20 protein-coding genes are annotated in these 20,519 nt (G+C 35.9%); 14 read left to right on the top strand and 6 right to left on the bottom strand.

Annotated elements, in window-relative coordinates; all coding sequences use genetic code 11:
• Nucleotides 1-377 precede the first annotated feature (377 nt).
• The 5 genes from FJR05_RS19635 (at nucleotide 378) to FJR05_RS19610 (ending at nucleotide 2,818) form a co-directional block, all read left to right on the top strand.
• Nucleotides 378-758 carry a type II toxin-antitoxin system RelE/ParE family toxin gene (locus FJR05_RS19635; protein ID WP_168645678.1) on the top strand — a complete coding sequence of 127 codons (381 nt, stop codon included), beginning with the start codon at nucleotides 378-380 and terminating at the stop codon, nucleotides 756-758.
• A 17-nt stretch (nucleotides 759-775) separates the two neighbouring features.
• On the top strand, nucleotides 776-1,093 hold the full coding sequence (locus FJR05_RS19630; protein WP_168645677.1) for a helix-turn-helix domain-containing protein: 318 nt from the start codon (nucleotides 776-778) through the stop codon (nucleotides 1,091-1,093).
• A 75-nt stretch (nucleotides 1,094-1,168) separates the two neighbouring features.
• On the top strand, nucleotides 1,169-1,519 hold the full coding sequence (locus tag FJR05_RS19625; RefSeq protein ID WP_168645676.1) for a hypothetical protein: 351 nt from the start codon (nucleotides 1,169-1,171) through the stop codon (nucleotides 1,517-1,519).
• A complete protein-coding gene (locus FJR05_RS19620) occupies nucleotides 1,516-1,917 on the top strand; it encodes an HNH endonuclease signature motif containing protein (protein ID WP_168645675.1) in 402 nt (133 codons plus the stop codon). Before FJR05_RS19625 ends, FJR05_RS19620 begins: the two co-directional genes overlap by 4 nt.
• A 136-nt stretch (nucleotides 1,918-2,053) precedes the next feature.
• Nucleotides 2,054-2,818: an RNA methyltransferase gene (locus FJR05_RS19610; protein ID WP_168645674.1), complete on the top strand. Its 765-nt coding sequence runs from the start codon at nucleotides 2,054-2,056 to the stop codon at nucleotides 2,816-2,818.
• Between the two features lie 164 nt (nucleotides 2,819-2,982).
• On the opposite strand, the gene obgE is transcribed toward FJR05_RS19610, so the two are convergent.
• From obgE to FJR05_RS19595, 3 genes are all read right to left on the bottom strand, one after another.
• Entirely contained in the window at nucleotides 2,983-4,023 is a 1,041-nt protein-coding gene (obgE, locus tag FJR05_RS19605) for a GTPase ObgE (protein ID WP_168645673.1), read from the bottom strand.
• A 42-nt stretch (nucleotides 4,024-4,065) separates the two neighbouring features.
• A complete protein-coding gene (locus FJR05_RS19600) occupies nucleotides 4,066-4,440 on the bottom strand; it encodes a four helix bundle protein (RefSeq protein ID WP_168645672.1) in 375 nt (124 codons plus the stop codon).
• Between the two features lie 66 nt (nucleotides 4,441-4,506).
• Complete coding sequence (locus tag FJR05_RS19595) at nucleotides 4,507-5,181, bottom strand: Mo-dependent nitrogenase C-terminal domain-containing protein (RefSeq protein ID WP_168645671.1); 675 nt, start codon at nucleotides 5,179-5,181, stop codon at nucleotides 4,507-4,509.
• Nucleotides 5,182-5,451: 270 nt separating this feature from the next.
• Here FJR05_RS19595 and FJR05_RS19590 point away from each other — a divergent pair, with 270 nt between their 5' ends.
• On the top strand, nucleotides 5,452-6,561 hold the full coding sequence (locus tag FJR05_RS19590) for a glutamate--cysteine ligase (protein WP_168645670.1): 1,110 nt from the start codon (nucleotides 5,452-5,454) through the stop codon (nucleotides 6,559-6,561).
• Between the two features lie 32 nt (nucleotides 6,562-6,593).
• On the opposite strand, the gene FJR05_RS19585 is transcribed toward FJR05_RS19590, so the two are convergent.
• Both FJR05_RS19585 and FJR05_RS19580 read right to left on the bottom strand, forming a co-directional pair.
• Complete coding sequence (locus tag FJR05_RS19585) at nucleotides 6,594-8,420, bottom strand: penicillin-binding protein 2 (RefSeq protein ID WP_168645669.1); 1,827 nt, start codon at nucleotides 8,418-8,420, stop codon at nucleotides 6,594-6,596.
• Nucleotides 8,421-8,510: 90 nt separating this feature from the next.
• Nucleotides 8,511-9,176: a hypothetical protein gene (locus FJR05_RS19580; protein WP_168645668.1), complete on the bottom strand. Its 666-nt coding sequence runs from the start codon at nucleotides 9,174-9,176 to the stop codon at nucleotides 8,511-8,513.
• Nucleotides 9,177-9,462: 286 nt separating this feature from the next.
• Between FJR05_RS19580 and FJR05_RS19575 the strand changes: the two genes are divergently transcribed.
• The 8 genes from FJR05_RS19575 (at nucleotide 9,463) to FJR05_RS19535 (ending at nucleotide 20,009) form a co-directional block, all read left to right on the top strand.
• Nucleotides 9,463-9,705: a hypothetical protein gene (locus FJR05_RS19575; RefSeq protein WP_168645667.1), complete on the top strand. Its 243-nt coding sequence runs from the start codon at nucleotides 9,463-9,465 to the stop codon at nucleotides 9,703-9,705.
• A 244-nt stretch (nucleotides 9,706-9,949) separates the two neighbouring features.
• On the top strand, nucleotides 9,950-10,657 hold the full coding sequence (locus FJR05_RS19570; RefSeq protein WP_168645666.1) for a glutathione S-transferase: 708 nt from the start codon (nucleotides 9,950-9,952) through the stop codon (nucleotides 10,655-10,657).
• A 1-nt stretch (nucleotide 10,658) separates the two neighbouring features.
• On the top strand, nucleotides 10,659-10,973 hold the full coding sequence (locus tag FJR05_RS19565) for a hypothetical protein (RefSeq protein ID WP_168645665.1): 315 nt from the start codon (nucleotides 10,659-10,661) through the stop codon (nucleotides 10,971-10,973).
• Nucleotides 10,974-11,162: 189 nt separating this feature from the next.
• Entirely contained in the window at nucleotides 11,163-13,454 is a 2,292-nt protein-coding gene (glgB, locus tag FJR05_RS19560) for a 1,4-alpha-glucan branching enzyme (RefSeq protein ID WP_168645664.1), read from the top strand.
• A 635-nt stretch (nucleotides 13,455-14,089) separates the two neighbouring features.
• Entirely contained in the window at nucleotides 14,090-17,575 is a 3,486-nt protein-coding gene (locus FJR05_RS19555) for an Eco57I restriction-modification methylase domain-containing protein (RefSeq protein WP_371416917.1), read from the top strand.
• A 145-nt stretch (nucleotides 17,576-17,720) separates the two neighbouring features.
• Entirely contained in the window at nucleotides 17,721-17,966 is a 246-nt protein-coding gene (locus FJR05_RS19550; RefSeq protein ID WP_168645662.1) for a UPF0175 family protein, read from the top strand.
• A gap of 354 nt (nucleotides 17,967-18,320) precedes the next feature.
• Nucleotides 18,321-19,394 (top strand): class II fructose-bisphosphate aldolase, encoded by a 1,074-nt coding sequence (fba, locus tag FJR05_RS19540; protein WP_168645661.1) that lies wholly within the window; start codon nucleotides 18,321-18,323, stop codon nucleotides 19,392-19,394.
• Nucleotides 19,395-19,526: 132 nt separating this feature from the next.
• Entirely contained in the window at nucleotides 19,527-20,009 is a 483-nt protein-coding gene (locus FJR05_RS19535; RefSeq protein WP_168645660.1) for a DUF29 domain-containing protein, read from the top strand.
• 225 nt (nucleotides 20,010-20,234) lie between these two features.
• Here FJR05_RS19535 and FJR05_RS19530 read toward each other — a convergent pair whose 3' ends face one another.
• The gene (locus FJR05_RS19530; RefSeq protein ID WP_168645679.1) at nucleotides 20,235-20,480 is read right to left on the bottom strand and encodes an AbrB/MazE/SpoVT family DNA-binding domain-containing protein; all 246 of its coding nucleotides are present in this window, start codon (nucleotides 20,478-20,480) and stop codon (nucleotides 20,235-20,237) included.
• Between the last annotated feature and the right edge of the window lie 39 nt (nucleotides 20,481-20,519).

Raw genomic sequence — 20,519 nt, 5'->3', positions numbered from 1 at the left:
CACAAATAGAAAACTGACAGACCACTAGGTTTGAAAGAGGTAATAATTGCTGCTATTCCTCCTAGAATCGCTACCGTAATTCCAGCTATTTTTGTGTTCATTTTTACTCCAAAAGCGAAGAATATTTTGAATCTATATTTTATCTATAGTATAGAATATTACATTTTTCTTCAAGCTTGTCAATAGAAAATTTTTTTTAAGCACAACGTGGTTTTAATAGAAAAAGTACATCATGAAATACTAAAAAATTAGACTACAAGTTAAATTCAATTACAGCCAGACTAATTCCAGAATTGTTTTGAAAATTCCTAATAGTGGTAAAAATCTATAATTATTCAGCTATTCCGATAAAATATGCTAGATTTAGCATATAAAGGATGCAAGTAAGGCAATTGGAAACAGAACAGATAAAACCTCTGGAATGGGTAGGAAGTTCCCTAGAAGACCTCAAAGACTTTCCTGAAGACGTACAAGGGGAAATAGGATATGCTCTGTATTTAGCTCAAATTGGTGACAAACATCCTGACACCAAACCTTTGAAGGGATTTAAAGGAGCGAGTGTATTAGAGGTTGTAGAGGATTTTAATGGAGATACATATCGGGCTATTTATACGGTGAAACTACCAAAAGCAGTTTATGTTCTTCATGTTTTCCAGAAAAAATCAAAACATGGGATTGCTACACCTAAGCAAGATATTGATTTAATTGAAGCAAGACTTGAAAGAGCAAAACAGCATTATAACCAAGTTTATCGGTAAGAGAAAAGGAAATAATTATGACAGAAAATATTGAAATAACAACCAGTAGCGGTAATATATTTGCTGATTTGGGTTTACCCAACCCAGACGAAATGCTAGTAAAAGCAGAATTAGCACGCAAAATTAGTAATGCTATCACCGCACGTCATATCAACCAAGCTGAAGCGGCTGAATTATTAGGAATTGATCAACCCAAAGTTTCTGCTTTAATGAGAGGAAGACTTACAGGGTTTTCTCTAGAAAGAATGTTTAGATTTCTCAATGCTTTTGAAATTGATGTAGAAATTAGAGTAAAACCTAAATCTAGCCATAATGCACGGATAACTGTAGTTTAATTCGAGCTATTTCCAAATCAAAATTCATAGCACAATTACAAGATAGAAAATAACACATTTTGGAAAATATACATTATGCCAAAAATTACTCTAGAAGTATCAGAAGAATTATCACAACAAATAGCACAAATAGGCAATGAACGCCTACTAGAACTACTTGCTTTGAGTCTTCAACAACCAGCAATACCAGCACAAGTTTACCAATATATCCTTAATTTTCTTGCCAGTAATCCTACTCCTCAACAAATTGCTGAATTTAAACCCACACCGGAAATGCAAGACAGATTACGTACTTTACTGGCACATAATAAAGCAGGTGATATTAACCCCAGAGAGTTAAAAGAACTGAATGAGTATGAACGTATTGAACACTTAATTGTGATGATTAAAGCTGGTAATTTATCTTATTTGACTAGTAAACTGTGAGTACATCCTACATTCCGGCTGCACTTCGCCGCTTAGTAGAAGAACGGGCAAACTATAAATGTGAATATTGTTTATTACCCGCAGGAATTGCCTTCTTTTCCCATGAAATTGACCACGTTATAGCTGAAAAGCATGGTGGTGAGACAAATGCTGATAATCTAGCTCTCACCTGTTGGCGTTGTAACCGCTATAAAGGTAGTGATTTAGGTTCATTCGACCCAAAAACGGGAGATTTTAGCTTTCTATTCAACCCCCGTATTCAAGCATGGGCTTTTCATTTTACCTTTTCAGAACTGCTTCTGGTTGGTTTAACTGCTGAAGGACGTACAACCGTCAAGTTGTTACAAATGAATAATGAAGAAAGACAAGCTGAAAGAGAGAAGTTATCCTTGCCATAGAAATTGATCAACCAAAAGGTTTTGCTCTAGAAAGAATGTTTAAATTTCTCAATGCTTTGGAAATTGATGTAGAAATTAGAGTAAAACCTAAATCTAGCCATAATGCACGGATAACTGTAGTTTAAGCACTTCTTCAATGACAAAAAATATTGATATAAAAACCAGTTACAACAACGTAATTATCGTCTTAGTAGAACCAGCAGGACCATTAAATGTCGGTTCGGTGGCCAGGGTGATGAAAAATTTTGGCTTATCTAAACTAATATTAGTCAATCCTCAATGCGATCGCACATCAGATGATGCCTTAAAAATGGCAGTTCATGGTAAAGATATTCTAGAATCTGCAATCATAGTAGACACATTACCACAAGCCTTACAGGGCTGTGTCCGTGCCGTTGCTACTATGGGACGGGAATACAGTGGAGAACTCCCCCTAGAAACCCCTCATACCGCTTTACCCTGGTTATTAGCAGAAGTAGAAAAGCCTGTAGCTTTAATTTTTGGTAGAGAAGATAGAGGATTAACTAATGAAGAATTAAATTATGCCCACAAATTAGTTTTTATTCCTACCAATTCCGAATATCCATCTTTGAATTTAGCTACAGCGGTTTCTATTTGTTGTTATGAATTATCACAAGCTACAAGCATATTAATGGATGAAAATATCCCCGATTCAGAAATTGCCCCATTAGATGTGATGGAGGGATACTATCAACAATTAGAATCTTTATTGCTTTCTATTGGTTATATTTATCCCCACACCGCAGCTAGTCGGATGGAAAAATTTCGCCATTTATATAATCGTGCTTATTTACAAACTACGGAAGTGGCAATGTTACGAGGGATTTTACGACAGGTAGAATGGGCAATTAATAGAAAAAACCCTGAAAAGTTGGATTAATTGTGAGAATTTGCTCAAGTATGTTCTCAAAATCCATGCAGTTTTTAATGATAATTTTATCAACTATACTCAACACGACTTAATTATTTGATGTAAGCGGGTAGGTAGGGGTAAAGCATGAACTAAACCCCTATAAATCTAGGTTTTAAATCATGTAACAAAAATCAACTTATCAATTCAACTGCAACTTCCTGGTTTTCTAACTCATTAATTTCATCTAAAATCCGCCAAATTTCCTGCATCATTGGATCTAAACCAGTGCGAGTTACGGCAGAAATTATGAACACCGGTGCTAAAGCCAGATGATTTAATTGAGTAGCTAAAGCCTCCAAATCAACAGTTTCTCTATCAACAGCATCTATTTTATTTAATGCTAAAATTTGCGGACGTTTAGCTAAACCTCTTCCATAGGCTTTAAGTTCTTCTTGAATAGTGTGAAAATCAGCAATGACATCTTCACTTGTCGCATCAATTAAGTGTAATAAAACCCTTGTCCGTTCAATGTGACGCAAGAAATCATGACCTAAACCGGCACCATGAGAAGCACCTTCAATTAAGCCGGGAATATCAGCGAAAACTGTACCATCACCTGTGGGTTTTTTGACTACACCCAAATTAGGAATTAAGGTAGTAAACGGATAATCAGCGATTTTTGGACGTGCGGCAGACAAAGAAGAAATTAAAGTTGATTTTCCCGCATTTGGTAAACCAATAATTCCCACTTCTGCTAACAATTTCAACTCTAAACGCAATACTTTCTTTTCCCCTTCCAACCCAGGAAGTGCATATTCAGGAACGCGGTTACTGTTACTCAAAAAATGTTGATTTCCTAGCCCACCTTTACCACCTTTAGCAACCTGAAAACTTTGTCCAGGTTCAACTATATCGCATAGTAAAACACTCGTTACAGCATCATATACAGAAGTACCACAAGGAACTTCAACAATTAAATCTTTTCCACCTGCGCCAGTGCAATTATTTGGACCGCCACGTTCTCCGTTTTGGGCTTTAAATAAATGCTTGTATCGAAAATCTAACAAGGTTTGCAGGTTGCTATCACCCACAAAAATTACTGAACCACCTCTGCCGCCATTTCCACCAGATGGACCACCTGCTGGGACATATTTTTCTCTCCGAAAAGCGACAATACCATCGCCTCCGTTACCTGCTTCTACTTCAATTACTGATTGGTCTATAAATTGCATAATTTAGTCATTAGTCATTAGTTATTGGTCATTAGTTATTGGTTATTCTTCGTTTGGAAGTTTACCAATTGAGTTTAGATAGGCGTTTAATTGGGGTGCTAAGTCATTGATGATAACTTTTAGTGTGTTTACTTGTTCCTCTTTTAAGAGGTTACGGCTATATGCTCTTCTTAGCCAATGTTGAGTCTCATATAATGACCCTCGTGCTATTCTAATAAATCGCCGATTGTCTTGATAACTCCCTCTGCCTACACCTTCCGCTATGTTCGCACCAATGCTATCTGCTGAACGAATAATCTGTTTACCCAATGTATTTTGCGGTAATGACTCCCATTGGTTAACGATTTTCCAAATATCATCAGCCAATTTTTCTGACAGTTGATATACTCTTAATTCCTGAAACCTTCCACGCCCCATTATCTCACCTAACTAGCAACTAATGACCAATGACCAATGACCAATGACCAATGACTAACAACTAATTTAAATATAAGGTGTAACATCTTCCCCACAGTCATCTGCTAGGTAGGAAAGGGCGCGGAAGCGTAAACCTACCATTTGTTCATAAAGGGGGTTAATTTTGCATAGGGGCGGAATATGAACTATTTTCCGGCCAAATAAGGTGACATCTCTTTCAAATGGACATTGGGAAGGAATCATCTTACACAAAAATTTCGCTACTCTGGGGTCTTGAATATCTAAACCGTCTAACCATTGACGCAAGGGAGTTAAAGCGTCTGGGTTTGGGGCTTGAAGTCCAGTAGAGGGGAAATCAGTTGTTTGTGCGGTATCTTCTAAGGTATGACGTAGGGCTGTGAGTAAACTCTCTTGCAGTTCTAATTTTTGACACAATTGCTGAAGCAGGTCATCTTCACTAGGTGAGTATATACCATCAGCGATCGCTACCATTACCGCTGTCCGCAAGAAATTTTCCGCTACAGGTGTACCTTTACCTAATATAGCCGCTAATTCATCTGGTTCAATTATCTCTAAAGAATCCCAGTCAATGGAAGGGGCTAATTCATCTTTGGTAAGATTAGTAATTAATTCCTGTTCTTGCGTATCAAAGTTACCATCAGCCCAAGCAATGGTCAGTAATCCACGTAACCAAGCAATAATTTGTTCGCTACTATAAGGAGTTTGAGCAGTAGTTGTCATAAAAACTCACGCCTTGTAATTTTTATTAGTCAATATTAAATTATCTTGAAAATAATTAAACTTCTGTACATTTAACTAGCAAAAATAAAGTGAATTTAGCTTGATTTGAGCGACTCTTAACCCAACATGAGGAAGATTTTTTTGGGTTTCCTTGCGTCAACTCAACCTACGATATAACTACTTTTTAGCATGAACTCAGCAGCATTGATTCACAACGACATAAAATATAGATATAATTGATTATATTTATCATTAAATTAGGTATAAAGTATGTTCTGCTTTGGTATTGAACATGAAGTTGCGTTTCTCAATCATCAAGGAAAGTTTGCGGATTTCCATAATACAAAATTTGCAGATTTTCAGCAAATTGTTGACAAATTACCTATCTATCCTACTGACTACCCACAATTAAGAGTTGGTGATGCTGGGATTAAGAAAAAGCGTTGGTATATTGAAGGATTTGAAAGATTTAGCGACTCTGAAGAGGTAATTGACTGTGTAGCTAAAGGCATCGAAATTAGAACAACTATCCACTCTACTATTCAAGGAGCAATTGATGAATTAACCGCAAGTTTTATTTTACTGAGTGATGTTGCTGCAAGTTTTGGTTTTTCGCCAGTTTTAGCCAGCTTTAACCCCTATACTTGCGTATTTAAACCACAACCTCCATTAAATGATTTTGAACTTAGCCAATTACAAGCTTATCCAGATGAACAAACTGCTCATATTTATATGGTTTCCTATGGACCAGATTTGAATATTTCTTTAGCAAATTTGTCTACGGAAAAGTTAATTGATATTGGTAAAAAGTTAACTTATTACAGCCCTTACATCATTCCTTTTAGTTATAGTTCTCCTTTTTACAATGGTGATTTATGGGCAGGTTTATCAGTGAGAACATTTATCAGAACGGGAAAAAGATCCGCAACATTAGTTTTTTTGGATAAAACAGAAGAATTAATTAAAAGTGTTCCCTCATTAACAAAAATTGCCCGCATTCCTTCAGAAGTAGGACGAATAGAATTTAAAGCTTGTGACAGTTGTGATAATTTCGCTATTTATGCAGGTTTATTAGCTTTATTAAAAGGTTTAATCTTAGATGAAACTTTACCTGGTAGAGCAATTATACCTGATGCTGATTTACACCAAATTTCGGCAAAATCAGGCTTTGAGAATGAAGACATTTTTGCTAACTCTCAGAAACTTTTACAAGTTGCTGAAATTGCCCTTAAAGATGATCCTGATCTGGAATTTTTAACCCCACTGAAAGTAATTTTATCTGAGAAAAAAACAAAATCTCATGAGTTAATTAAGTTATTCAAAAATTCCAGTTCAATTGAATCCACTCTCAAAGAAACTTATGGCAACTTTGGATTTTAGATTACCAATTACCAATTACCAATTACCAATGACTAATTACCTACCTTTTCCTGACTAGGTGGAATTTGTTCAATAGGAATTAGTGATTCCATTACAGTTTTCACAATTGGTGCAGCTACAGTAGAACCATAGGCATTTTCTCCCTTTGGTTCATCCACAACTGCAAACACCACATAACGGGGAGATTCTACAGGTAAAATAGCGACAAAACTGGTAATTCTGGCACCTTTAATATATCCACCATTAGGACTAGCTTTTTGCGCGGTTCCTGTTTTGCCACCAATCCGATATCCTGAAATTCTGGCTGCTTTACCAGTACCGGAACTGACTACTGTTTCCATCATTTCCACAACCTTTTGGGTGGTTGTAGCTGAGAAAATTTGTCTTGGTTCTGGAAGAGTACGTGAATAGTGCATTCCGCCCTTAGTATCAATTAGTCCTCGGACTACATGAGGTGTGACTAATTTACCCCCATTAGCTAATGCACCACTAAGTTGTACCAGTTGTAATGGAGTCAGAGAAAACCCTTGTCCAAAAGATGTGGTAGCTGGTTCAATGGCTGAAGAAATAAATTGTTCTTGACTTTTTAATTGACCACTAACTTCAAAGGGTAAATCTGTCTCAACTTTTTGTCCTAACCCTAAACGTTCTAGCCAGTTGTAGTATATGGATGGTTTTATTCGTTGAATCATTCTGACCATACCAATATTACTAGAAGTTTGTAAAATCTCAGAAATAGTTAATCGGCGATAACCAGTTCTTTCGGCATTTTTGATAGTATGTGTACCGATTTTAATAGAACCAGGATCTTCAAAGGTGTCATCTGGTTTGATTGCACCATTTTCTAGAGCGATCGCCACATTCACTGGCTTAAAAGTTGATCCCGGTTCATAAAGATCAGCCACAGTCCAATTTTTGAACAAAGAAATATCAGACTTAGCATATTTATTCGGATTATAGGTAGGCTGAGAAACCAAAGCCAATAAAGAACCATCTACTGCATCCATGACAATCACTGCGCCCCGTTTGGCACTAAATTTAGTCATCTGTTCTTTTAAGGCTGCACGGGCTACCCGTTGTACACGACTATCAATAGTCAATTGCATTTTTAAATCATCAGAATTCAGAAATCCCTCGGTCATATAATTCGGCATCAACGACCCATTTCCCGACTTACTCATCCGCACTGTTTGTCCAGAACGTTCTAGCAACTTCTCCTGACTATATTCCACACCAGCTTGACCACGACGGTCAAGATTAACATAACCCACCACATCCGCTACCAAATCATCTTGGGGATAAAATCGGGAGTATTTTTGAATAAACTCAAACCCATTCAAACGCAGTGAGATTAACTTATCAGTAATATCTTCAGAGACCCCAGAAGCTAGTAAAATTCCACTCCGTTTACTTTGGAATGTTTTGACCAGATCAGCCTTTTCTTTACCGATAATTGGCGCGATTTTCTCCGCGATTTCTTCCTGGGATAGATCGAATAACTTAGGATGACTATATACAGTATAAACAGGACGATCAATAGCCAATATGTTATTACCCCGATCCACTACCGGACGACGAGGCATATAAGGGCGTACATTCACCATTTGCTGATTTCGCGCCCTCTTAGTCAGCTTTTTTCCCTGAACAATTTGTAATTGATATAAGTTAAATGCCAAACCTACCATAGCAACCATTAACACACCCCAGACAGCAAACAGTCGTAATTTAATGTTAGGTGGAATTTCCGGTGTTTTTGGCTCAATATTTTTTGATTCAGTCTGTCTAGAAAACTTTCGTTTGCGTCTGAATTCTAAATTACGTAGATTTCTAAATTGTGTTTTCAGTGATAACTTTAGCATGAGTCAGTGGTCAGTTGTCAGTGGTCAGTTGTCAGGAGGAAGAAAATTATTTACCAATCACCAATTACCCATTACCAATTACCCATTCTTTTAATATCCTAATGGAGAAGGGGGTTCTGGTTGCGGTTCTGGTTGAGAAGTTGAGAATGATGACTGGGGATAACTATTGGATGTTGGTGGTAAGAAAATTGTCCCCTTAGAAGTTGGTGATACCAGTTCCGTACCGGGCTGTTCCGCTTCCTGTGCCATTTTGCTAGTTAGTGTCGCATTAGCAGTATTTAACTGTCGCTCATGACGTTGTAAGCTTTGTAGCTTACGGTAAGAATCACTCCAAAGCTCTTGTGAATATACAGTCCAACCATAAACTATTAATGTTGCTACCACTAATAAAAATGCTAGAACTGACGAATAGCGATTGACCATATACATACGCAGTAACCATTCAGGCAAGGTTGGAGTGTTGCTCATCCTATGAACAGCACTATTTGATGGTCTATTAATATCAGTAGGTTGTTGTTTACCCGTGTCTAAATTTGCGGTGCGAATAGCTGTTTTATTTCTGCGAGAACCTAAGAAATTCAGCCAAGCATTCCGGGGACTAGACGATTTAACGGCGATCGCTTCACTCTGTAATCGGGAGGAACTCTGGTTTTTTTGATTCAAATTTCGAGAACGTCGCTTATTCAATGAAGCAGGAGAATTGCCCCATAACCAGGTATTTTTTGCGGAAACTGCTGATTTACGTTCAAAAACCATGATTTTTTTGATAATAAATACTTTATTTTTGACTTAATTAGATTTTGCCCAAAGTTACAAAAAAAGGAAACGTCTAAGTTTTCAATCTCACTCTTTTTAGGGCAAGAATCGAGACCATTCTAACCGTTAATTACGCCCTATTTGTATTACATATAATCTACAAGAATGTTACAAGAAAGAATGCGTTGAAATATGTAATCAGAAAGCCCTTAAAAAAAATCAATAAATAAGGTATCTTATTCAACAGGTGAAAGATTTTATTGCCATAATTGGTGAAAGAGGAGTTATGAAGACAAGAATTTTTGGTTTGGCTCTAATGTTAAGTATGGCTACCATGCTTGGAGCTTGTGAGGGTGGTGGTGAACCAGCAGGTACTACCAGTTCTCCAGCAGCAACAACAGGTGGCGAACCAGCAGATACTGGTGCTACCCCCGCAGCAACAACATCTCCTGATGCCACAACATCTCCCGCAGCGACCACATCTCCTGATGCCACAACATCTCCTGCGGCTACTCCTAAAACCCCTTAATATAGGGTAAAGTATTAACCTTTCCTGGGTAGTTGACATCTTTAACAATTATTTTCTACAAAACTCTACTGAGAAAGTTAAGCTAATTTGTAGATTAAAGAATAAAGATTCAACTGCCTAACGGTGTTAAGTTAAGTAAAAAAAGACGAACATTCATCAGGTTTTGCTTCTGGGCTAGATTCAGTTCTCGCCCAGTCTGATTTTTTTATATTTGTTTTGTCAGTAACCAAATTAATCTCAATGTATGCTGTTACTGCAATTTAGTACATCTCATTATTGTCGCAAAGCCAGATTGGCATTGGGTTATAAAGGAATTAGTTATCAAACTGAAAATCTGACTCCAGGTTTGCACATCTTGAGGGTAAAGCCCTTAACTGGATTGACAACATTACCTGTGCTTTTACCCCAAATTGTCGAACAACCCCAAGCTATTGGCGACTCTACGGAAATTTTTAAATTTTTAGAAAGCTATCAACCCGAACCTAGTTTGTTTCTACCCAATTCAGAACAGCAAGCTCAAGCTGCGATGTTAGAAGATTGGTTAGATGAAAGTATAGGCACAGCTACTAGATTTGTATATTATCAATTTCGTGCTAGTGAAGGTAAGGTAATTGACCCATCACTATTTAGTCAAATGGTGATTAAAGTAGTTAGACAACAATATGGTATTGATGATACTACCGTTAAATTAGCTAAAAAAAGACTCGCTAATGCGTTGTTATTATTGTCTATGTATTGGCAAAAAGATGATTATTTAGTGGGTAGCCGTTTGAGCATAGCTGATATTGCAGCAGCCGCTTTATTGAGTCCTTTAGCACTCATTCCTGATTATCGTCAGGCATATCCACTGATTTTTGAACGAATTATCAATATCCACCAGTTATGTGGTGAACCATTGCCACCAGGACTTGAGAATGTAGGGGCGCAGGGTCTGCGCCCAATCAGGAGTTAAGATGAAAAGGATATTGCTGGTTATTTTGAGCGTTACTACGAGCATTTTAGTCGGGTTCAGTGGTCATAGTAGTAAAGTAGTGATGGCATTACCACCACAGGCAGATATACCAGAAGAGATATTGCGAACAGAGATTATTCTAGCAGCGCGATCGCCCATTGATGGCAGAATCCTCACGCCCGCAGAATACGCCGAATTGCAAGCACAAATCCAAATAAGTCCACCACCACGTTTAGCTTCCGGTATCCGCGATAAAGTATTTTTGCTGCAACTACGCAAAACATTATTACAACTTTTCCCATTTTTAAGTATTTAATTAGGCGAGAGGGAACAGGGAACAGGGAACAAGGAACAGGGAGAGAAATATTCTTTTGCAACTGACAACTGACAACTGACAACTGACAACTAACAACTAACAACTGACAGTGGCGACAAAGATGCGAGAATATGAATAGATGTTAAAAAGTAGATTTAGTTAATCCCCATATATCACATAGGTAGTTTCATGTCCACAACCACAGTCGCCCCCGAACAGGTTAATCGCATTGTTGGGAATCAACATCACGATCCCTTTGAAATTCTGGGTTCTCATCTGATAGAGCAAAATGGTAAAACTGTATGGGCTGTGCGAGCCTACCTCCCAAATGCCAGCGCTGCTTATGTAGTAGTTCCAGAGGAACGCAAAGAATACCCAATGGACACAGTGCATCATCCTCATTTTTTTGAATGCACCATTGAAACTAAAGAACTGAAAAATTATCAGTTACGCATTAAAGAAGGAGAACATGAGCGGGTAGTTAATGATCCCTACGCTTTCCGTTCTGCCCACTTAACAGAATTTGATCTACATTTATTTAGTGAAGGCAACCATCACCGCATTTACGAAAAATTAGGAGCGCACACAACAGAAGTAGATGGTGTCAAAGGGGTTTACTTTGCCGTTTGGGCCCCCAATGCCCGCAACGTTTCCCTATTAGGAGATTTTAACCTGTGGGATGGACGCAAACACCAAATGCGGAAAGGACACACAGGTGTTTGGGAATTATTTATTCCCGAAATAGGTGTGGGTGAACATTACAAATACGAAATTAAAAATTTTGAAGGACATATTTACGAAAAATCCGATCCCTACGGTTTCCAACAAGAACCACGCCCAAAAACAGCATCTATTGTTACCGACTTAAATTCCTATACCTGGAATGACGAAGACTGGATGGAAAAGCGGCGACATAGTGACCCTTTGAGCCAACCTATCTCCGTATATGAAGTGCATTTAGGCTCTTGGTTACATACTGCTAGTGCTGAACCTGCCAAATTACCCAGTGGGGAAACAGAATCTGTCGTTGTCGTTTCTGAACTAAAACCCGGTGCGCGGTTTCTGACTTATCGGGAACTAGCTGATAAACTCATTCCCTACGTCAAGAAATTAGGATATACCCATTTAGAACTCTTACCAATTGCTGAACATCCCTTTGATGGTTCCTGGGGTTATCAAGTAACAGGTTACTATGCTCCCACATCCCGCTTTGGTACACCCGAAGACTTCATGTATTTTGTGGACGAATGCCATAAAAATGGTATTGGCGTAATTGTAGACTGGGTTCCCGGCCACTTCCCCAAAGATGGACATGGTTTAGCCTTCTTTGATGGTAGCCACTTATATGAACACTCTGATCCTCGCAAAGGTGAACATAAAGAATGGGGGACTTTAGTATTTAATTACAATCGCCATGAAGTCCGTAATTTCTTGGTAGCTAATGCCCTGTTTTGGTTTGATAAATACCACATTGACGGAATCCGTGTGGATGCTGTAGCTTCTATGCTCTACCTTGACTACTGCCGGAAACCAGGAGAATGGTTGACTAACGAATACGGTGGTCGAGAAAATTTAGAAGCGGCAGATTTTTTACGTCAAGTTAATAGCTTATTGTTTGGTTATTATCCCGGTGTGCTTTCCATTGCGGAAGAGTCCACATCTTGGCCAATGGTATCTTGGCCTACCTATACAGGCGGATTGGGCTTTAACTTAAAGTGGAATATGGGCTGGATGCACGATATGCTGGACTACTTCAGCATGGACCCTTGGTTTCGCCAGTTCCATCAAAACAATATTACTTTTAGTATGTGGTATAACCACAGCGAGAACTTCATGTTAGCTCTCTCCCATGATGAAATCGTGCATGGTAAGAGTAATATGATCGGTAAAATGCCCGGTGATGAATGGCAGAAATTAGCTAATATCCGTTGTTTATTTGCTTATATGTTCGCTCATCCCGGCAAGAAAACCATGTTTATGAGCATGGAATTTGGACAGTGGAGTGAGTGGAATGCTTGGGCTGATTTGGAATGGCATCTTTTACAGTTTGAACCACACCGACAGTTGAAAGATTTTTTCCAGTCTCTGAACCATTTTTACCGTTCTGAACCAACTTTATATACTCAAGATTTTGACCAAGCAGGGTTTGAGTGGATTGATTGTACTGACAACCGCCATAGTGTAGTTTCTTTTGTCCGTCGTGACAAGAATTCTGACGATTTTATGATTGTGGTTTGTAACTTTACACCTCAACCCTATTCTCATTATCGCATTGGTGTTCCTGAAAAAGGCTTTTATACTGAGTTGTTCAATAGTGATGCTCGTCAGTATGGCGGTAGTAATATGGGCAATTTAGGTGGTAAGTGGACTGATGATTGGTCTTTGCACAATCGTCCTTATTCCTTAGATTTGTGTTTACCTCCTTTGGGTGTGTTGATGCTCAAGTTAGATAAACAGAAATCTGCACAGGTGATGGAATAATACTGTAGGGTGGGCATTACCCACTCTATATTGTTTTTACAGCACTGCCCGTTATTATGAGGTATAAGAACCCCACTCCCAACCCCAGGGCTGTTTCATTCGTTAAGGAGGATGGATTTGTCAATATCATTAGCGATAATTTTTGGGACAAAATTGATGGGACACAAACATATTGACCCAAAAATTTAAACTTTTTACCATAAAAATTAGAGCGATCGCTAACATACCTCTAAGATACAAGGTTGGGTTGAGAAACGAAACCCAACTAAATCTTTGGTAATGTTGGGTTTCACTATCGCTCAACCCAACCTACATTTACTTAACCGACTGAATATTAATAATAAAATTGTAATTTTTGGTAATTCAATATGATTAACAACAAAATTAAACCTAGACAAGGATTAAACAAAGCATTTCTGAGAATTAAACCAATTAGAAATGATTTTGAGATATTTAAAAAGAATCTGATTACACTACTTAATCAAATTGATGAAAATGAAAGAGAGGAATTTCATAAAAATATTCTTACTGATTTTTTCAAAAATACCTATTACGGTGCTGATTACTTGATCAATATTAAAGCCAGTAATGACCTCGTAATTTATAATGGCAAAGATACTAAAAGCAGTGTTGGGGTGATTTTAGAAGCTAAAAAGGTAAATAATAATGAAATGCTCAAAGTTGATAATGTAAATACTAAAGCATTACAACAATTAGTTTTATACTTTTTACGAGAACGGATTACAAACAAAAATCCAGACATTAAATATTTAATTGCTACTAATATTTATGAATGGTTCATTTTTGATGCAGTAGTTTTTGACAATTTTTTTGCTCAGAATAAACAATTAGTCAAGCAATTTACTGATTTTGAAGAAAAACGTCTATCTAATTCTCGCACAGACTTTTTTTATAAAGAAATTGCTCAACCTGCAATAGATGAAATTCAAAATCAATTAGTTTTTACACATTTTGATATTAGAGATTATGAACAGTATTTAATTAATCAAAATTCTGAAAATGATCAAAAACTGATTCCTTTATTTAAACTATTTTCACCACAGCATTTATTGAAACTACCTGTTATTAATGATAGCAATAGTTTGAATAAAAACTTTTATGGTGAATTACTACACATCATTGGTTTAACGGAAATTAAAGAAGGTAGTAAAAAATTAATTCAGCGTAAATCAATTAATGAAAGAGAACAGGGTTCATTAATTGAAAATACTATCACTCGTTTGCAAGAATTACGCAAAATTGACAGATTAGAAAACTCAGAACAATTTGGAGAAAATAGCGAAGAGAGACTTTTTAATGTTAGTTTAGAATTAGCTATTACTTGGATTAATCGCATTCTGTTTTTGAAACTATTAGAATCCCAATTAATTAATTATCATCAAGGTGATAAATCTTTTGCATTTCTCAATTTAGCCAAAATTCAAGATTTTGGTAATCTCAATCGGTTATTTTTTGGTGTTTTATCTCGTAAACCAGAATCAAGAGACGAACATATAAAAAATCTTGTTGCTAATATTCCTTATTTGAATAGTTCTTTGTTTGAAGTATCAGAAATTGAACATAAAACCATAGTTATTAGTAATTTAATCAATGATGAGAAACTTTCTATTTTTAATAAAACAGTTCTTAAAGATAATGGTAATATACGTACAGGAAAATTAAAAGCACTAGAATATATTTTTGTATTTCTTGATGCTTACGATTTTAGCAGTGAAGGTACAGAAGAAATCCAAGAAGAAAATAAAACTTTAATTAATGCTGCTGTTTTAGGTTTGATTTTTGAGAAAATTAACGGTTACAAAGATGGTTCTTTCTTCACTCCTGGCTTTATTACTATGTATATGTGTCGGAAAACTATTCGCAGAGCAGTTTTACAGAAATTCAAGGAAATTAAAGGTTGGAACTGTACAAATATTGATGAATTATATGATAAAATTACAGATAAAAAAGAAGCTAATCAGATTATTAATAGCTTAAAAATTTGTGATCCAGCAGTAGGTTCTGGACATTTTTTGGTTTCAGCTTTAAATGAAATTATTACTATTAAAAGCGACTTGAAAGTTTTACTTGATAGACAGGGAAAAACTTTAAGAGATTATGATGTAAAAATTGAAAATGATGAGTTAATTATTACAGATGATGACGGAAAATTTTTCACATATAATCCTAAAAATCCAGAAAGTAGACGCATACAAGAAACTCTTTTTCATGAAAAACAGACAATTATTGAAAATTGTTTATTTGGTGTAGATATAAATCCCAATTCAGTAAAAATTTGTCGGCTACGTTTGTGGATTGAGCTTTTAAAGAATGCTTATTATACATCTGTTAGTAATTATCAAGAATTAGAAACTCTACCAAATATTGATATTAATATTAAACCTGGAAATTCTTTAATCAGTCGCTTTCCTTTAAATTGGGATTTACGAACGATTTTGAAAAAAAGTGATTGGAACATCGAAAGTTATAGAAATGCGATAAAAACCTATCTCCACTCTGATAACAAAGATAAAAAACAGGAAATGGAGAAGTTAATTAATGATATCAAGGGTAATATAAGCACAGAAATTAGTAGCAATGATCCAAATATAGAAAAGCGAAATCAAAAAGTTGCAGAACTTCGTCATTTACGAGATCAAAAATCATTATTTGCAGAAAGTAAAGCAGAAGCAAAAAATCGTCAACAAAAGCAAGAAAAGTTAGAACAAGAAATTAATGAACTTAATGCTGAGATTGAATATAAAAAAAGTGGTAAAATTTATCAAAATGCTTTTGAATGGCGGTTTGAATTTCCTGAAGTGTTGAATGATGAAGGTGATTTTATCGGTTTTGATGTCATTATTGGTAATCCTCCTTATATTTCACTATCTAAAATTAAAGAAAAATCTCAAACTGCTTATTTTGAAAATAATTATCAAACTTATACAAAGGGTTCAGATATTTATTGCTTGTTTTACGAAAAAGGAAGTTGTTTGTTAAGAAAAGCAGGATTTTTAACTTACATTACTTCTAATTCTTGGTTAAAAACTATTTATGGTGATTTACTGAAAAAATATTTAATTGAAAATATGCAACCTCAGACTTTATTAAATATTGAAGATATGCAAATTTTTGAGGAAGCTACTGTAGAATCAAATATTATAGTCCTGAAAAAAGATAAGGTTAATGAATTTTTTAATGTTGCTAGTTTAACGAATAATTATCTGATTGGTTCTTCATTAGATGAGTATTTTGATAAAAACTATTTTCAATTTACAATACCTAATACATCAGAATGGATTATAAGTAATAAAGAAACTGTAAGTTTGAAACAAAAAATAGAGCAATCTTCTAAGCTTTTAAAAGAACTTGATATTAATATTAATAGAGGTTTACTTACTGGACTAAATGCAGCTTTTATTATCGATGAGGAAACTAAACATCAATTAATTACTGAAAGTTCTAATTCTGCTGAAATAATTCAGCCAATTTTAAGAGGTAGAGATTTAAAAAGATATAGTTATGAATTTTCTGGATTTTATCTAATTAATGCACATAATGGAGTAGCAAAAAATAACATCGAGAGAATAAAAGTTAAAGAAAATTATCCATCTATTTATAATTATTTAATTTCTTTTCTTCCTCAAATTAAACAAAGACAAGATAAGGGTAAAGATTGGACAAATTTAAGAAACTGTGCTTATTTAGAAGATTTTAATAAACCTAAAATTGTTTGGGGTGAAATTTCTGATCAACCTAAATTTGCTTTTGACGACTCTAACTATTATGCTGAAGCTACTACATTTTTAATGACAGGTGAAAAACTCAAGTATTTGTTAGCAATTTTAAATTCAAAACTATCAGAATGGTATTTTAACCAAATTTCAACTACTACGGGAATGGGTACAAATAGATGGAAAAAGTATAAAATAGAAATGTTACCCATTAAAGAACCTACGGAAACTGAAGAATTGTTATTAGAAAAAATAGTTAATCAAATTCTCACTGCTAAAAAATCAGATCCAAAAGCAGATACAACCGGATTAGAAACAGAAATAGATCAGTTAGTTTATCAACTTTACGAATTAACAGCAGAAGAGATAAAAATCATAGAAGGATAAACACCACAAATCCAAAAAGGGTTTTTATACTGAGTTGTTCAATAGTGATTCGCGTCATTATGGCGGTAGTAATATGAACAATATGGGCTTATGACTGTATCTCATTCAAGTGCATACTGCTATAATGGTTCAGAGGATTATAAATATGAGTGTAGTTATTCCTAATGAAATACTAACCACAAGTCGCATGAATGAAGAGAAAATGAAACGAGAAATTGCGATTATGCTGTTTCAAAAAGAAAAGTTAACTCTTGCTCAAGCTAGTCGCTTTGCTGGTATGAATCGTATAGCATTTCAACATTTACTCGCAAGTTATCAAATCCCTGTTCATTACGGAGTAGAGGATTTTGAACAAGACATCAAGAATTTGCGGGAGATGGGTAGACTGTGATTGTTGTCAGTGATACTTCACCCATTAATAATCTTGCAGCTATTAACCAGCTTCACTTATTACAACAGCTTTATGGGTAATTATTGAATCATAGATGCGATCGCTTAAAGTTAATTTATGGCAAAATGCGATCGCACTGTAAACGCACAGTCTAACACTTAGTTTCTAACTATACACAAAAATACATAAATTGAGAATATCAGCTTGCAAAGTTTCTCAACAAAAGCACCCGCTAGTAGTTATAATTTTCTGTAAGTTGAAAGAAATCTTAAGATTAGCGTAAAAATTACATTAAAATAAAGATTACGCTTCTATTAAATTGACTAGCTGATACCCAAATTAGGAGGATTATATATGGCGCTTGTACCAATGCGGTTGCTTTTGGATCACGCTGCGGAAAACGGTTATGGCATCCCTGCTTTTAACGTTAACAATTTAGAGCAGATTCAGGCAATCATGAAAGCGGCGGTTGAAACAGATAGCCCCGTAATTTTGCAAGCTTCTCGCGGCGCTCGTAACTATGCTGGGGAAAACTTCCTCCGTCACCTGATTTTGGCTGCGGTAGAAACCTATCCTCAGGTTCCCATTGTCATGCACCAAGATCATGGTAATGCCCCTTCTACCTGCTATTCAGCTATCAAGAACAACTTCACCAGTGTGATGATGGATGGTTCTTTGGAAGCTGACGCTAAAACTCCTGCCAGCTTTGAGTATAACGTTAGAGTTACTAGCGAAGTTGTCAACGTTGCTCACTCTTTGGGTGTCAGCGTTGAGGGTGAATTGGGTTGTTTGGGTTCTCTAGAAACCGGTGCTGGTGAAGCTGAAGATGGTCACGGTTTTGAAGGTACACTAGACCATTCTCAACTATTAACTGACCCCGATGAAGCTGTTGACTTCGTAGAAGCAACTCAAGTAGATGCTTTGGCTGTTGCTATCGGTACAAGTCATGGTGCTTACAAGTTTACCCGTAAGCCTACAGGTGAAATTTTGGCTATTAGCCGCATTGAAGAAATTCACCGCCGTTTACCTAACACCCACTTGGTAATGCACGGTTCTTCTTCTGTACCTGAAGATTTATTGGCACTCATTAACCAATATGGTGGTGCTATTCCTGAAACCTACGGTGTACCTGTGGAAGAAATCCAAAAAGGTATCAAGAGTGGTGTGCGTAAGGTGAATATTGACACCGATAACCGCTTGGCTATTACTGCGGCTGTGCGTGAAGCTTTGGCTTCTAATCCCAAGGAATTTGATCCTCGTCACTTCCTCAAGCCTTCTATTAAATATATGCAAAAGGTTTGTGCTGACCGTTATGTACAGTTCGGTACTGCTGGTAATGCAAGCAAGATTAAGCAAGTTTCTTTAGAAGATTACGCTGCTAAGTATGCTAAAGGCGATTTGGTAATGAGAGCGGCTGCTAAAGTTTAATCTTTTTCAGTCATAAATTAGGACATAGCAGTGCTATGTCCCTACAAGAATAAACCGGGTGGCGTTAAAGTCTCCTGGTTTTATTAATTAATGTGATAGACTTAAGTAATAGCAGTAAATAAGGCTATTTTTATGACTACCAATTTACAATCTACATCCTTGAGTAGTTATCTTTATAATCAGGATTATTGTTTATGGCTAGAAACGACAGCTAAGTTATTGCGTAATCATCAATTAGATCACGTTGATTTTGAGCATTTGATTGAAGAAATAGAGGACATGGGGAAAGAGAAAAGACGTGAACTTAAAAACCGACTCATAGTTTTACTCATGCACTTACTCAAGTACCAATATCAATCTGAAAAACGTTCTTCTAGTTGGGTGAGGACAATTTGGGAACAGTTTTATCAAATTGAATCTTTATTGGAGGATAGTCCTAGTCTCAAACCTTATTATTTAGAACTATTTTCTGATTGTTATTTAAAAGCTGTTCGCGCTGCTAGTACGGAAACTAAATTATCTATTCAGATGTTTCCTGTTGACTCTCCTTTTTTGCCTTTAGATGTCATTAATTCTGATTTTATAATCACGCTGCTTAGTCAGGAGGAAATTTAATTTTTATTTCTCGTTCAATTAGTCTAATTGTCATTAGCTAAACCCAAATTTAGTTAATGTTCATTGTGTATTTTCATATAAGTAGGTAAACATAATAAAACCAATATATGTTTAGTTTTGTGAAACCCGTAAAACAACCTATTTGTAAGGCATTCATTGAATTTACATTTCGTCACATACCTTTAAATTTTTCGGTTTACCTACTTATCTTCTATAATATTTGTATCAAGTCCAATCACTTGCAGCCTCACCAATTATTTCTTCTATTTCTTCCAAAGTTATAGCTTTCATGCCTTTTCTGTGCAAAATTCCAGATAATTTTTGAATAGGTATATTGAGGGGAATAAGTTTAACTATGCCATTTTCATCAATGACAAAATCAACTTTACTTCCTGTACCTAAATTTAGATAATCCCTAATTTCTTTAGGTATAGTTACTTGCCCTTTTGTAGTAATTGTTGCGTTAGCCATTATTACTTTAACAGCAATTCTCATTTTGAAAAAAATAAA

It is taken from the genome of Dolichospermum sp. UHCC 0259 (genome assembly GCF_009711935.1).
Lineage (GTDB): Bacteria > Cyanobacteriota > Cyanobacteriia > Cyanobacteriales > Nostocaceae > Dolichospermum.
Note: the sequence above shows the minus strand (reverse complement) of the source record. Positions and strands in the feature narration are given on the sequence as shown.

Coding starts and splice junctions, on each gene's coding strand:
- FJR05_RS19630 (WP_168645677.1), top strand. CDS start 776: ATGACAGAAAATATTGAAATAACAACCAGTAGCGGTAATATATTTGCT.
- FJR05_RS19600 (WP_168645672.1), bottom strand. CDS start 4,440: ATGGGGCGTGGAAGGTTTCAGGAATTAAGAGTATATCAACTGTCAGAA.
- FJR05_RS19590 (WP_168645670.1), top strand. CDS start 5,452: ATGTTCTGCTTTGGTATTGAACATGAAGTTGCGTTTCTCAATCATCAA.
- FJR05_RS19625 (WP_168645676.1), top strand. CDS start 1,169: ATGCCAAAAATTACTCTAGAAGTATCAGAAGAATTATCACAACAAATA.
- FJR05_RS19580 (WP_168645668.1), bottom strand. CDS start 9,176: ATGGTTTTTGAACGTAAATCAGCAGTTTCCGCAAAAAATACCTGGTTA.
- FJR05_RS19585 (WP_168645669.1), bottom strand. CDS start 8,420: ATGCTAAAGTTATCACTGAAAACACAATTTAGAAATCTACGTAATTTA.
- FJR05_RS19550 (WP_168645662.1), top strand. CDS start 17,721: ATGAGTGTAGTTATTCCTAATGAAATACTAACCACAAGTCGCATGAAT.
- fba (WP_168645661.1), top strand. CDS start 18,321: ATGGCGCTTGTACCAATGCGGTTGCTTTTGGATCACGCTGCGGAAAAC.
- FJR05_RS19595 (WP_168645671.1), bottom strand. CDS start 5,181: ATGACAACTACTGCTCAAACTCCTTATAGTAGCGAACAAATTATTGCT.
- FJR05_RS19610 (WP_168645674.1), top strand. CDS start 2,054: ATGACAAAAAATATTGATATAAAAACCAGTTACAACAACGTAATTATC.
- FJR05_RS19565 (WP_168645665.1), top strand. CDS start 10,659: ATGAAAAGGATATTGCTGGTTATTTTGAGCGTTACTACGAGCATTTTA.
- FJR05_RS19635 (WP_168645678.1), top strand. CDS start 378: ATGCAAGTAAGGCAATTGGAAACAGAACAGATAAAACCTCTGGAATGG.
- obgE (WP_168645673.1), bottom strand. CDS start 4,023: ATGCAATTTATAGACCAATCAGTAATTGAAGTAGAAGCAGGTAACGGA.
- FJR05_RS19570 (WP_168645666.1), top strand. CDS start 9,950: ATGCTGTTACTGCAATTTAGTACATCTCATTATTGTCGCAAAGCCAGA.
- glgB (WP_168645664.1), top strand. CDS start 11,163: ATGTCCACAACCACAGTCGCCCCCGAACAGGTTAATCGCATTGTTGGG.
- FJR05_RS19535 (WP_168645660.1), top strand. CDS start 19,527: ATGACTACCAATTTACAATCTACATCCTTGAGTAGTTATCTTTATAAT.
- FJR05_RS19530 (WP_168645679.1), bottom strand. CDS start 20,480: ATGGCTAACGCAACAATTACTACAAAAGGGCAAGTAACTATACCTAAA.
- FJR05_RS19575 (WP_168645667.1), top strand. CDS start 9,463: ATGAAGACAAGAATTTTTGGTTTGGCTCTAATGTTAAGTATGGCTACC.